7 protein-coding genes and 1 pseudogene are annotated in these 13306 nt (G+C 71.1%); 3 read left to right on the top strand and 5 right to left on the bottom strand.

The features are described 5' to 3' along the window. Positions 1 to 325 precede the first annotated feature (325 nt). A complete protein-coding gene (locus tag OG780_RS05550) occupies positions 326 to 1153 on the top strand; it encodes a universal stress protein (RefSeq protein ID WP_328445265.1) in 828 nt (275 codons plus the stop codon). An 85-nt stretch (positions 1154 to 1238) separates the two neighbouring features. Here the strand turns inward: OG780_RS05550 and OG780_RS05545 are convergent. The 5 genes and pseudogenes from OG780_RS05545 to ppdK all read right to left on the bottom strand — a co-directional run. Beyond that, positions 1239 to 2825 (bottom strand): annotated as a pseudogene (locus tag OG780_RS05545) (oleate hydratase); the annotation flags it as partial. A gap of 185 nt (positions 2826 to 3010) precedes the next feature. After that, positions 3011 to 3433 (bottom strand): hypothetical protein, encoded by a 423-nt coding sequence (locus tag OG780_RS05540; protein WP_328445263.1) that lies wholly within the window; start codon positions 3431 to 3433, stop codon positions 3011 to 3013. A 37-nt stretch (positions 3434 to 3470) separates the two neighbouring features. Beyond that, positions 3471 to 4685, bottom strand: coding sequence for a globin domain-containing protein (locus tag OG780_RS05535; RefSeq protein ID WP_328445262.1), 1215 nt, complete (start codon positions 4683 to 4685; stop codon positions 3471 to 3473). A 57-nt stretch (positions 4686 to 4742) separates the two neighbouring features. After that, complete coding sequence (adhE, locus tag OG780_RS05530) at positions 4743 to 7430, bottom strand: bifunctional acetaldehyde-CoA/alcohol dehydrogenase (RefSeq protein ID WP_328445261.1); 2688 nt, start codon at positions 7428 to 7430, stop codon at positions 4743 to 4745. Positions 7431 to 8131: 701 nt separating this feature from the next. Next, positions 8132 to 10816: a pyruvate, phosphate dikinase gene (gene ppdK, locus OG780_RS05525; RefSeq protein ID WP_328445260.1), complete on the bottom strand. Its 2685-nt coding sequence runs from the start codon at positions 10814 to 10816 to the stop codon at positions 8132 to 8134. Positions 10817 to 11319: 503 nt separating this feature from the next. Between ppdK and OG780_RS05520 the strand changes: the two genes are divergently transcribed. Both OG780_RS05520 and OG780_RS05515 read left to right on the top strand, forming a co-directional pair. After that, complete coding sequence (locus tag OG780_RS05520; protein ID WP_328445259.1) at positions 11320 to 12222, top strand: universal stress protein; 903 nt, start codon at positions 11320 to 11322, stop codon at positions 12220 to 12222. Positions 12223 to 12295: 73 nt separating this feature from the next. Continuing rightward, the gene (locus OG780_RS05515) at positions 12296 to 13192 is read left to right on the top strand and encodes a universal stress protein (RefSeq protein ID WP_328445258.1); all 897 of its coding nucleotides are present in this window, start codon (positions 12296 to 12298) and stop codon (positions 13190 to 13192) included. Positions 13193 to 13306: the final 114 nt, after the last annotated feature.

The raw sequence follows: 13306 nt of genomic DNA, 5'->3' as shown, positions 1-13306 counted from the left end.
CCAGGTGGATGTCGATCGAGGGAGGCCGATGCAGGCTGTTGTGGACGGTGCAGTGCGAGGCGACGGCCAGGAGGGCGGCACGGCGCTGCTCGGTCAGTCCGGGCGGGGGCGACCGAGTCAGGTGTTGTGTGGGTCATGGCCACATCGCCTCGGTTCCATTTCCGGACCGAACGGCCCTTGAAACATGGGCTGTTCGGTGTCTCCTCAGGTTCTCCCGGCTGCTGCCCGAGGCGTTGGCCCGCGAGGAGCGTCGTTCCAGGAGGCCGGTGCGCTCGTCGAGCGTCGCTTCCGTCGAACGGTTGTTCAAGGAAGGGGCGGGTACGTCATGACCTCGCATCACATAGTCGTCGGAGTGGACGGTTCTCCGATCTCCGTAAGGGCGCTGGACCGGGCCGCGGCCGAGGCCGTACGGCACGGCACCGGCTTGCGCATGCTGTACGCGGTTTCCGATCGCGACGAGGCCGCACCGGTCCTGAGCTCTGCCGTGTCGCGCACCCACGCGCGGTACCCCGGACTGCTGGTGGAGACCGTCGCGGCGGAGGGAGGGGCTGTGCGCTCGCTGGCACGCGAGAGCGCAGCCGCGGCCCTTACCGTCGTGGGAACACGCGGCTTGGGAGCGTTGACCGGTTCTGCCTTGGGTTCCGTGAGTCTGAGGCTGGCCGCGCTCGCGCGAGGACCTCTCCTGGTCGTCCGCGGGGACCACCCGTGCGACGACGGGCAGGACGTGCTGCTCGGACTGGCGGACGACACGGACACGCGGGCAGCGGCGTACGCCTTCCAGGAGGCCGAGCGGCGCGGTGCGAGGCTCCGTGTCCTGCATTCCTGGAGCCGCCGGCACATCACTCCCGGACTTCGCTCACTCGTGCCGACGCGCAGTCCGGGCCAGGAACGGCCGGTCAGAGAGGCCCTGGAGGAGGCCGTACCCCGTTACGCCCTCACCGAGCTGCGGGACCGGCACTCCGACGTCACGGTGGAGACCCACACGGTCCGCGCCGCTCCCGCCGCCGAACTGCTGGCAGCGACCCGGGAGGCTGCCGTGGTCGTCATCGGCGCGCACCGCCGTACGAGCGTGCTCGGTCCGCGCCCGGGTCCGGTCGCCCACACGCTCTTGCGCCGGGCGCACTGCCCGGTGGTCGTCGTGCCCCAGGGATGACCGCCGCCCGCCGGCCGGCCCGCACCGTTCGCACAGGTGCCGGTGGTCCCCGTCGTGGGTCGAACAGCCCTCGGACCTCGGTGCCCTATCGGCGGTGCATGGTCTCCAGCGCCGCCGCCAGTACGTGGGGGTCGTGATGGCCCTTGTGGACCCGCGGCGGATGCTTGTCCAGCTTCAGGAGCTGCGCCACCGCCGTCCAGGCGGTGCGTACGGAGTACTCGACGGTGAAGACGACGTCGTCGGGCACCTCGGCGAACTGCCCGATGAAGGCGAGGTTGACCGCTCCGTCCGGGACCACTCGGGGCCGGTCGTCGCGGCGGCGGGCCAGGAACTGACTGGTGATGTACGGCATCACACAGGGCACGACGGTGGAGGTCTCCCGGATCCGGGCCGCCGTCCGCTCGTCGAACGGAAGGTGGTGCAGGACCTCTTCGAGGATCTCGCGGCCCGTGCACATGGTCATCGGCTTGGGCGTCTGGTTGCCCGCGCGGCCGGGGAACAGGCCGTAGCCCCACCAGACCCCGACGTCCTCCGGCTGGTCGCGGTAGACGGGCTGGCGGTTGGCGACGATGGTGAGCAGCCAGTTGGACCCGGTGAAGGTCATCAGTCCACCTTTGCCGGTCGGCCGGCCACTGAACTCCTCGAGTGCCTTCAGGAAGGCGGGGTCTTTGGTGGTGACCGTGAACGACTCCCAGCGGGACTCCTTGACGTGCTTGTCGAAGGCGTCGGGGTTGCCGAAGTCGTCGCGGCCGCGGGCCAGCCGGTGCCACAGCAGCCAGGCGTCCGAGCGGTGCGGAGCCGGCGGGGGCGCGGAGGTGTGGGAGCCGAGACTGGAGGCGTCGGTCATGGATCCGTTGGTGACGAGGACCAGGTCCTCGGGTGCGACGGTGACCTTTTCGTCGTGGCCGCGTCGGTTCAGGTGGATGGTCTCGACCGTGCCGCTCCTGATGCCCGGGATGAAGCCGAGGTCGGTGACGTGACAGCCGGTGTGCACGGTGACACCGCGCTCCTGGAGCCAGGCGGTCAGGGGCCGGACGATGGAGTCGTACTGGTTGTAGCGGGTCCGGTGGATGCCCGACATGGAGGCGAACTCGGAGAACAGGTGGACGAAACGCCTCAGATAGCGGCGGAACTCGATCGCGCTGTGCCAGGGCTGGAAGGCGAACGTGGTGCACCACATGAACCAGAAGGCGGTGGTGAAGAAGTGCTCGCCGAAGCAGTCGGTGATCCGCTTGCCGTCCAGGTGCGCTTCGGGGGTGGCCAGGCAGCGGACCAGCTCCAGCCGGTCACGTTCGGAGAATCCCATCGAGGTCGTGTCGACGATCTTGCCGTCCCCGTCGACGAGCCGGGCGATGTCGTCCCAGGCGAAGTCCTCGTGTCCGGCCAGGATCTCCTCGGTCACCGAGACGGCGGGGTCGTCGAGGCTGGGGATGCCGGACAGCAGGTCGTAGGTGCAGCGGAACTCGGCCTCGAACATGCGCCCGCCGCGCATGGTGTAGCCGGCCTCCGGAGTGCCGCCCGCGTCCAGGCTGCCGCCGAGCGACCGTTGTTCCTCGAAGAGGTGAATGTCGCAGCCTTCGAAACCGCCGTCGCGGATCAGGAACGTCGCCGCGGCCAGGGCCGCGATCCCGCTGCCCACCAGATATGCCTTCGCCATCACACAACTCCTCGTTCTCGCCGGCCGATCGGGATACCGCGCCTCCCACGGTTTCCTGCCGCCAGGTCTTGTGTCTGTGGGCCGTTGGTCACCTCGCCGGTCCGGACGGCCCTCGAAGCCGGCAGCGGCGAATCGTCCGCAGGCGGCGGACAGGCCCGGTCGGAGGACTGTGACCGACCGGGCCTGTCGTGACTGCGGGATCACGCCGTGGGGGAGTCCTCCGCCACGCTGCCGGGTCCCGCGGCGGCCGACGGTCGCTCCGTGGCACCGCGCCACGGCGGGGCCGTCGTCCGGTGCCCGTTGTCCCAGGCTTGGGCGGCCTTGTCGGTCTGGCGGCGCAGCCGGTCCTGGAGCCGGTCGACGACCTCCGTGCCGGTCGCCTCCTCGGCCGCCGCCACGACCTGACGGCCGCCGACGCGCAGGTCGGCCGTGGCCGACCACGGCCGGCCCGCGTGGTGGGCGGCCGCTCGCACGATGTGCACCTCGCCGGTGACGACGGGCAGGCCCGGCCTGCCCACGACCGCGTCGATCTTCGTACGGGCGTAGGCCAGGGTCTCCTCGTCCACGGCGCCGTCGGAGCGCAGCCGAACCAGGGGGGTCTCCTGGGTTGTGTCGGTGGTCATGGGGGTCCTTCCGTCGGGCGTCAGAAGATGTGACGGTTCAGGCCGTGGTGCCGGGCAGCCACAGGTCGGGTCCGAAGACCTCGTAGCGGATGCGTCGCGCGGGAACCCCGGCGCCGAGCAGCTGTCCGCGTACGTCTCGCATGAAGGGCAGCGGACCGCACAGGAACACCGTTGCGTTGTCGGGGAGTTCGGTGCTGCTCAGGTCCATGAGGCCGGTGCGGGCGTCCGGTTCCTCCGGTCCGGGGCGCTCGTACCAGAAGACGGCCCGGGCGCCCGGCAGTTGCCCGACGAGGTCGTGTGTCTCGGCCCGCAGGGGGTGGTCGGCGGGGGAGCGGTCGGCGTGCAGGACCAGTACCGGGCGGATCGAGCGGAGGGCGGCCAGATGGGCCAGGATGCCGGTCATGGGGGCGCAGCCGATTCCGGCCGAGACGAGCACGACGGGGGTGGTGGCATCCACCGGGTCGTCGAGGAAGACATCGCCGAACGGTGCGGACAGCAGCAGCTCGTCCCCCTCATGGACGCGGTCGTGCAGCAGGGCGGAGACCTCGCCGTCCGGCCCGTCGGCGTCACCCGTCACCCGCTTCACGGTGATCCGCCTCAGCTTTCCGCCCGGGTCCGAGGAGAGGCTGTACTGGCGCAGTTGGTGAACGCCGTCGGCCATGCGCACACGGACGCTCACGTACTGGCCGGCGCGGGCCCGCGGCGTGCGTCCGCCGTCGGCCGGGCGGAGCAGGAAGGACACGACGTCGGGGGTCTCGGCACGGCGTTCGACGACCGTCCAGGGCCGCCAGATGTCGCCTGGCCGTACGTCCACGTTCTGATAGAGGAGGGCTTCCCGGGCGATCAGGGCTCCGGCCATCAGCCAGTAGACCTCGTCCCAGGCGGCTGCCACCTCCGGGGTGACCGCGTCGCCGAGGACCTCCGCTATCGCGCCGAACAGGTACTTGTGCACGATCGTGTACTGGTCGTCGGTGACGCCGACAGCGGCGTGCTTGTGGGCGATCCGGGACAGCAGCGCGTCCGGCCGCGTGCCGGGGTTCTCCAACAGCGCGCCGGCGAATCCGGCGATCGAGCCGGCCAGGGCCCGGCGTTGGGCGCCGCTGGCCTGGTTGCCCCGGTTGAACATCCCGTCGACGAGTTCGGGCCGGTCGTGAAACATCGTGGCGTAGAAGCGGGCGGTGATCTCGTCGAGTGCTCCGGCCACGGCGGGCAGGGTGGCCCGTACGAGGGCGGCGGATTCCGCGGACAGCATGGATCCTCCTGGAAGGCGAGGTGACGGGCAGGAAGGGGCGGGTTCGGTCAGGCCGTCTCAGTTCGCCGGAACGGTGCCGCCGGTCTCCACGCCGTGGCCGTAATAGGCCGCACGCATCAGCTCCGCCATGTCGTCGAGCATCGGCATCCGGGGGTTGGCGGGCGCGCACTGGTCCTCGTAGGCGTTGAGGGCCTGCTGGGGCAGGGCGTCGAGAAAGGCGTGCTCGTCGACGCCGAGGGACTGGAAGGTCGGTTCGATGCCCACTGCCTCGCGCAGTCGCTCCACCGCCGAGGCGAGCGCTTCGACGCCCTCGGCCGGGGTGGCGGCGGGCAGCCCGAGGGTGCGGGCGATGTCCTGGAAGCGTTCGGGGGCGCGGTAGCTCTCGTACTTGGGCCAGCCGGTGAGCTTCGTGGGAATGGTCCCGTTGTAGCGGATGACGTGCGGCAGCAGTACGGCGTTGGTGCGGCCGTGCGCGACGTGGAAGGTGGCGCCGAGCGTGTGGGACATCGCGTGGACGATGCCGAGGAAGGCGTTGCCGAACGCCATACCGGCGATGGTCCCCGCGTTGTGCATCTTCTCCTGGGCCTCCGGCCGCGCCGCGCGGTCGTTCACCGCCGCCTCGATGTTGTCGAAGATCATCCGAATCGCGTGCAGGGCGAGGCCGTCGGTGAAGTCGTTGGCGTAGACGGAGACATACGACTCGATGGCGTGGGTGAGGGCGTCGAAACCGCTGTCGGCGGCCAGTGCCCGGGGCAGCGCGGTGGTGAGGAGCGGGTCGATGACGGCCACGCTGGGGGTGAGCGCGTAGTCGGCCAGCGGGTACTTCTTGCCGGTGACGGGGTCGGAGATAACGGCGAACGGGGTCACTTCGGCGCCGGTGCCGGAGGTGGTGGGGACGCACACCAGGCGGGCGAGCTTGCCGAGGACGGGGAAGCGGAAGGCGCGCTTGCGGATGTCGGAGAACTTGTGCCGCATGTCGGCGAAGTCGACGTCCCTGCCCTCGGCCTGCTGTTCGTACAGCAGCCACATCACCTTGGCCGCGTCCATGGGGGAGCCGCCGCCGAGGGCGATGATGGTGTCCGGGCGGAAGTCGCCCATGAGGCGGGCGCCGCGCCGGACGGAGTCGATGCTCGGCTCGGGTTCGACGTTGTCGATGACCTGGATGGTGACCGGCTCGCGGCGTCGCCGCAGCACGCGCTCGACCCGGTCGACGAGGCCGAGGCGGGTCATGGTCGCGTCGGTGACGACGGTGACGCGGTGGACGTCCGGCATGGAGGCGAGGTAGCGGATGGCCCCCGGCTCGAAGTAGATCTTCGGCGGGACCTTGAACCACTGCAGGTTGTTGCGACGCATGGAGACGCGCTTGATGTTCAGCAACTGGGCGGCGGAGACGTTGTTGGACACCGACGTACTGCCCCAGGAACCGCAGCCCAGCGTCAGCGACGGCAGCAGACTGTTGTAGATGCCGCCGATGGCACCTTGCGAGGACGGGGCGTTGACGATGATCCGCACGGTCTTCATGCGCTTTCCGTACGACTCCGCCAGCGCGAGGTCCTGGGTGTGGATGACGGCGCTGTGGCCCTGGCCGTGGAAGGCGACCATGTCGGCGGCCAGGTCGAATCCCTGCTGCTGGGAGCCGGCGCGCAGGACGGCGAGGACCGGGCAGAGCTTCTCGCGGGTGAGCGGCTCGTCCGGGCCGACCCGGGCCGCCTCGACCAGGATGAGAGAGGTGTCGGCGGGCACGGTGAAGCCCGCCTGCTCGGCGATCCACACCGGGCTCTGCCCGACGGCAGCGGAGTTCACCTTGGGCTCGCAGCCGGCGCCCGCGGCGCCGACCGGGAACAGGAAGGCCTCCAGCTTCGCCTTCTCCTCGGCGGTGGCCAAGTGGGCGTGCAGGACGCGGAATTCGTCCAGCACCGCGTCGTGGATCTCCTCGTCCAGGATGACGGCCTGTTCGGAGGCGCAGATCATGCCGTTGTCGAACGACTTGGACAGCACCAGGTCGTTGACGGCCCGGCGCAGATCCGCGCTCCGGTGGACATAGGCGGGGACATTGCCGGCGCCCACGCCGAGAGCGGGCTTGCCGGCCGAATAGGCGGCCTTGACCATGGCGTTGCCGCCGGTGGCGAGGATCAGCGACACACCCGGGTGCCGCATCAGGGCGCCGGTCGCCTCCACGGACGGGGTCTCGATCCACTGCACGCAGTCATCCGGCGCACCCGCGGCGATCGCCGCGTCGCGCACGATGCGGGCCGCCTCGGCGCTGCACCGCTGGGCGGAGGGATGGAAGGCGAACACGACCGGGTTGCGGGTCTTCAGAGCGATGAGCGCCTTGAAGACGGTGGTGGAGGTCGGGTTGGTGACAGGGGTGATCGCACACACGACGCCGACGGGCTCGGCCACCTCGGTCATGTCGTCGATGTCGTCGCGGGCGATGACGCCGACGGTCTTCATCGGGCCCATGCTGTGCGTGACGTACTCACAGGCGAACATGTTCTTGGCCGCCTTGTCCTCGAAGACGCCGCGCCCGGTCTCCTCCACTGCGAGCCGCGCGAGCTTCGTGTGCTGGTCCAGCGCGGCGACCGAGGCCTTCTTCACGATGTGGTCGACCTGTTCCTGATCGAGCGCCTCGTAGTCGGTGAGTGCCTTGAGCCCGTTCGTCACCAGGCGGTCCACCGCGATGGCGATGTCGGACGGCGCGGCGGCGGGGTCGGTGGTCGCGATGCGGTCGTGGTGGCGGGTCATGGGGGCGAGCCTCCGTCGTCGAAAAGGGGCGGCACCGCACGGTGGGCGGTGCGGGGAGGGAGCGGCACCGCGGGGACGGCGGCCGGTACCGCTCACACCGGCAGCGTCTCTCGTCAGCGGTGTTCCGCCCCAGGCCCCGATGGTCCCTTCGCGGGGCCGACCGGCCCCGAAAGGACGTGGACAGTAGCCCTGTTGACGATCCATCACACCGTCCGCCCGATGCGTTCCCCGGAACAGGAGCGGAAGGGCTCCGCCGTGTCGCAGGGCTCCTTTCCGCGTGGTCCTGCCGTCGCGGACCGAGATCCGCCACGCCGGGATCCGGCCGACGGCGGATGGGGGCCGGCACCTCGTCGCGGCCTGTCTGCGGATCTCGTCGTTCGTGCGCAGGAAGACCGGAAGCAGGTCGCGAGGAGATGCCGACCAGTCGATGCTCCTCGTCCACGACCGGAAGGTGTTCGACTCCGTGACACCCCGCCCGGCTGTGCGATCCGCTGCTCCGGATGCACGGTGATCGCGGGCGGCGACATCGGTTCCTCCGCTGTCCAGGCGTGGGCGACGGTGGCGGCGCGCCGGGACGAGCGGCCCAGTGGGGGTATCCGGAACCGTCGTACCGGGGATCCGCGGACCGGGCCGCCGTGCGCCGGATCAGGCGGGTCTGGGAGATCGCTCCGACGACCGACCGCCTTCAGGGCGCTCGCCGGTCACCTGCTGTCGCTTGCTCCCGGCTCGGGGAGCGCGGCTCGTCCGGCCTCCAGCCGCGCGACCGGGACGCGGAACGGCGAGCAGGAGACGTAGTCCAGGCCGGTCGTGTGGAAGAAGTGCACGGAGTCGGGGTCCCCGCCGTGCTCGCCGCACACGCCGATCTTCAGGTCGGGTCGCGCGGCGCGGCCCTCGTCGACGGCGATCCGGACCAGCCGGCCCACACCGTCGCGGTCGAGGGTCTCGAAGGGCGAGGCGGCGAAGATGCCCTTGTCGAGATAGGCGGAGAAGAAGGCCGCCTCGACGTCGTCGCGGGAGAAGCCCCAGGTGGTCTGGGTGAGGTCGTTGGTGCCGAAGGAGAAGAACTCGGCTTCCTCGGCGATCCGGCCGGCGGTGAGTGCGGCCCGGGGCAGTTCGATCATGGTGCCGACCGGGCAGTGCACGGGGATGCCCGACTCCTCGGAGACCTCGGCCAGGACGCGTTCCACCTCGGCCCGCTCGATGCGCAGTTCCTCGACCGCGCCGACCAGCGGGACCATGATCTCCGCCTGGGGGGAGTCCCCGGCCCTGGTCCGTTCCACGACCGCCTCGGCGATCGCCCGCACCTGCATGGCGACCAGTCCCGGGACGACCAGACCCAGACGGACACCGCGCAGCCCGAGCATCGGGTTCTCCTCGTGCATGCGGTTGACCGCGTCGAGGAGTTCGGTGTCGTGCCGGGCGGGTGTGGTGCCCTGGGCCTCGGCGGTGGCGATGCGCACGGCGAGGTCGGTGCGGTCGGGCAGGAACTCGTGGAGAGGCGGGTCGATGAGCCGGATGGTGACCGGCAGGCCGTCCATCGCCTTCAGGATGCCGATGAAGTCCTGCCGCTGGAGCGGCAGCAAGGCGCCCAGCGCCTTCTCACGCTCGTTCTCGTCGCGCGCCAGGATCATTGCCTCGACCAGCTTGCGGCGTTCGCCGAGGAACATGTGCTCGGTGCGGCACAGCCCGACACCCTGTGCGCCGAACCGGCGGGCGCGCGCGGCGTCCTCCGGGGTGTCGGCGTTCGCCCGCACCTCCAGCCGCCGGACCCCGTCTGCCCGTTCCATGGCCCGGGCCACGGCCTCGACCAGCCCGTCGGACCGCTCGCCCGTCTCGAAGTAGCGCATCACCACGGAGTCGACGAGAGGAGCGGCACCCAGGTACACGGCGCCCTCGGAGCCGTCGACGGACACGACCGTGCCCTCCTCGACGACGGTGTCGCCCACGGTGAAGCGACGTCCCGAGGAGTCGACGGTGAGTTCCTCGGCACCGCACACGCACACCGTGCCCATGCCACGGGCGACCACGGCGGCGTGGCTGGTCTTGCCGCCGCGGCTGGTCAGCACCGCCTGGGCGGCGATCATGCCCGGCAGGTCGTCCGGGGTGGTCTCCTGACGTACGAGGACGACCTTCTCGCCCGAGGCGGCTCGACGGACCGCTTCGGCCGAGTCGAACACCGCCGCGCCCACCGCCGCACCCGGTGAGGCGGGCAGTCCGTGCGCGAGTGCCTCGCCGACGGCCGAGATGTCGAACCGGGGGAACATCAGCCGGGCCAGGCCGTCCCCGTCGACCCGGGCCAGGCCCTCGTCAGGGGTGATCAGCTTCTCGTCGACCAGCTCGGCCGCGATGGCGAACGCGGCCTCGGCGGTGCGCTTGCCCACCCGGGTCTGCAACATCCACAGCCGGCCCCGCTCGATGGTGAACTCGATGTCGCACAGATCCCGGTAATGCGTTTCCAGAGTTTCCATGTGACCGCGCAGTTGCCCGTACGAGACCGGGTCCAGCTCCTCGAGAGCGGTCAGCGGAACGGTGTTGCGGATGCCGGCGACGACATCCTCGCCCTGCGCGTTCGCAAGGTAGTCGCCGTACAGTCCGGGCCGTCCTGTGGCCGGGTCGCGGGTGAAGGCGACGCCGCTGCCGGAGTCGGAACCGAGATTGCCGAAGACCATGGTCTGCACATTGACCGCAGTGCCCAGATCGTCGGGGATGTGCTCGCGGCGGCGGTACAGCCGGGCGCGCTCGCCTCTCCATGACTCGAAGACGGCGAGCACCGCGCGGCGCAACTGCTCGGCCGGTGACTGCGGGAAGTCCTCGCCGGTCTCCCTGCGGATCAGATCCTTGTACGTCCTGACCAGCTCGGCCAGGTCCGCAGCGTTCAGCCCCAGGTCGTTCGCCGCTCCGCGCGAGCGCTTGAGGTCGGCCATGGCGTTCTCGAACAGAGAGCTGTCGACGCACATGACGGTGCTGCCGAACATCTGCACCAGGCGGCGGTAGGAGTCCCAGGCGAAGCGTTCGTTCCCGGAGACCTTCGCCAAGCCGAGCACGGAGGCGTCGTTGAGGCCGACGTCGAGGATCGTCTCCATCATGCCGGGCATGGAAAAACGCCCCCCGGAGCGGACGGACAGCAGCAGCGGGTCGTCGGGCCGACCCAGCTGTCGTCCCGCGGCCTGTTCCAGGGTGGCGAGGTGTTCGGAGATCTCGTCGGCCAGGGTGTCCGGCGCGGTGCCGGCCGCGAGGAAAGCTCGGCAAGCCTCGGTGGTCACGGTGAAGCCCGGCGGGACCGGCAGCCTCAGCCGGGTCATCTCGGCCAGGTTCGCGCCCTTGCCGCCGAGCAGATCGGCGAGCTCACGGCCGCCCTCTGCGAAGTCGTACACGTAACGAACCATGACGCCGGTCTCCTTCGATGGGCGCGGGGCTGGGTACATCTCCAGGGTCCGACCGTGCGGAGCGGAGTGGCAGGTGCTGTCGGTCCCCTCCGCTGGGCCGATCGGCCCAGCGGAGGCCCGTGGGCGCGCCTGAAGCTGTCCGTCGTGAGGTGGTGCGGCGCGTGGGCAGCGAACCGGGCCGGCCGCGCCGGCCGATGGCCACGAGGCACCGAAGCGGAGTCCCGGGAACGCGGCTTCAGCCGCCACCGCACATCCAAGCCCGCCATCACCGCCGGCCTCGACGGCTCGCCCGAAAGCCTCGCCACCGATCAGCATCCGGCTGCCGGATCGAGCGGTATGCGTTCAACCCGGCCAGACGTGCCATCTCCCTCTTCCGGACCTGCGGCGCGCTTCACACAAAGGGGCCGGACGGCCCCCGGAGGGGCCCGGGCAGCCTCTGTCCCCGCATGGGCCGCGGCGCGACGCTGGTACCGGACGACAGACCGAGTTCTGGAGGTGCCGACATGCTTTCGCCCGTGGTCGTAGGAGTCGACGGATCCGCCGAGAGTCTGGCCGCCGCCGTATGGGCGGCCCGCGAGGCCGAGCGGCGGGACCGACCGCTGCACCTGGTGCACGCCTGGGACCGGCACCCCCGTCGGGAGGAAGGCGAGATCGTCGGCGCCGCCCAGCGGCATCTGGCCCGGAGTTCGCTGCGTCGGGCGGAGGAACGCGTCCGCGCCGAGTGCCCCGACGTCCGCCTGACCGACGAGCAGACGGAAGGCCCCGCCACCGCCGCTCTGCTGAAGGCGGCGGACCAGGCCGACCTGATGGTCCTGGGCTCACGAGGACTGAGCGGATTCACCGGGTTCCTCGTGGGTTCCGTGGCACTCGGCGTGGTCGCGAAGGCGACGCGCCCCGTCGTCCTCGTCCGGGCGGACGAGCAGGCGGCCGACGAACATGTGCCGGCACACGACGGAAGCCCCTCGACGGATACCGGCCACAGGGACGTCGTGCTGGCCGTGGACCTCGATGACGCCTGTGACGAGGTCGTCGAGTTCGCCTTCGAGGCCGCCCGGCTCCGGCACGCACGCCTTCGGGCCGTGCACGCCTGGCACGCCGCCGGCCCGGTCGGCCTGGGATCCGGTGACGTCGGCATGGCCGAGGAGTCCTGGCAGGGCGAGGAGTGGCTGGGTTTCCTGAAGGCCGTGCTCCAGGTGTGGCGCGACAAGTACCCCGACGTGGAGGTCCTGGAGACGGTGGTGGACGACAAGCCTTCGACGGCGCTCGTGAGGGCCGCGACCGGAGCGAGTCTTCTCGTCGTCGGCCACCGCCTCGCCGAACGCCCGCTCGGCCCCCGCACCGGCCCCGTCACCCATGCCGCGATCCACCACGTCGGCTGCCCCGTCGCCGTCGTACCCCATTTCTAGAGGAGCACCCGAGAGTGCGGGCCCGTTCTCGAAGGGCTCGCGACAGCGCCGACGGACGAAGGAGGCGACGGTCATGACAAGGCCAGTCGTAGCCGGCCTGGACGGTTCGGAGAAGAGCCTCGCCGCAGCCGACTGGGCGGCCAGGGAAGCCCTTCGCCGCGGACTGCCGCTCCGTCTGGTGCACGCCTGGGAGGGCCTGCCCGACGACGGCACCGCCGCGGACCTGCCCGAGATCCGGGCACCGCAGTACCACGCGCGGCGGATGCTGCGTGGGGCCGTCGACGTGCTGCACGAGCGCTATCCGGGGCTGTACATCGCCGCCGAGCAGGTGCGCAGCCGGCCAGGTCCCGCGCTCCTCGCCGAGGCGGAGAACGCTGAGCTGCTGGTCATCGGAAGCCAGGGGACGAGCGGTGTCGGGGGGTTCCTCTCGGGGTCGGTCGCCATGGCCACCGTGGCTCACGTCGACCGGCCCGTCGTCCTCGTACGGGCGGGCGGGACGGCGGCGGACGAACACCTCCCCGACGCTTCTGGAAAGGCGTCGACCGACACCCCCCACCGGGACGTGGCCGTCGCCGTCGATGTCGGCGCGCCCTGCGACGCCGTCCTCGACCACGCGTTCCGCGCGGCCGAACTCCGTGCGGCGCCGCTGCGCGCCGCGTACGCCTGGCACGTGCCGCTCACCAGAGGCGTCCCGGGCGTCGAGGAGCGTGCGCGGATCCGGGAGGCGGCGGAGCGCGCGCTCGCGGAACTGCTCGAACCCTGGCGCGCGAAGTACCCCGGCGTGGTCGTCCACGCGAACCTCCACGAGGGCCGCGCCGCCCACGTCCTCGTACGCGCGGCAGGCGGGGCCGGACTACTGGTGGTGGGCCGTCGTCGGCGGCGTACCGCCGTCGGCGCCCACACCGGTCCGGTGGCCCACGCGTTGCTCCACCACATGCCCCAGCCGGTCGTGCTGGTCCCGCACGACTGAAGTCGCGCCGCTCGGCCGCCACCCGCCCCCGGGACCGTATTCCGTCGCCGGGTCCGGGGCGGGTGAGGTGACGCCGGACGGCCCTGGCGGCCTCTCCGTCCGACGGGGGCCGCC

The sequence above is a fragment of the Streptomyces sp. NBC_00386 genome, from assembly GCF_036063235.1.
Classification (GTDB): Bacteria; Actinomycetota; Actinomycetes; order Streptomycetales; family Streptomycetaceae; genus Streptomyces.
This window is presented reverse-complemented; position numbering and strand designations above follow the sequence as displayed.

What these genes read in the sequence shown, in the direction of transcription:
- OG780_RS05550 (WP_328445265.1), top strand. Translation starts at nt 326, where the DNA reads ATGACCTCGCATCACATAGTCGTCGGAGTGGACGGTTCTCCGATCTCC.
- OG780_RS05540 (WP_328445263.1), bottom strand. Translation starts at nt 3,433, where the DNA reads ATGACCACCGACACAACCCAGGAGACCCCCCTGGTTCGGCTGCGCTCC.
- OG780_RS05535 (WP_328445262.1), bottom strand. Translation starts at nt 4,685, where the DNA reads ATGCTGTCCGCGGAATCCGCCGCCCTCGTACGGGCCACCCTGCCCGCC.
- adhE (WP_328445261.1), bottom strand. Translation starts at nt 7,430, where the DNA reads ATGACCCGCCACCACGACCGCATCGCGACCACCGACCCCGCCGCCGCG.
- ppdK (WP_328445260.1), bottom strand. Translation starts at nt 10,816, where the DNA reads ATGGTTCGTTACGTGTACGACTTCGCAGAGGGCGGCCGTGAGCTCGCC.
- OG780_RS05520 (WP_328445259.1), top strand. Translation starts at nt 11,320, where the DNA reads ATGCTTTCGCCCGTGGTCGTAGGAGTCGACGGATCCGCCGAGAGTCTG.
- OG780_RS05515 (WP_328445258.1), top strand. Translation starts at nt 12,296, where the DNA reads ATGACAAGGCCAGTCGTAGCCGGCCTGGACGGTTCGGAGAAGAGCCTC.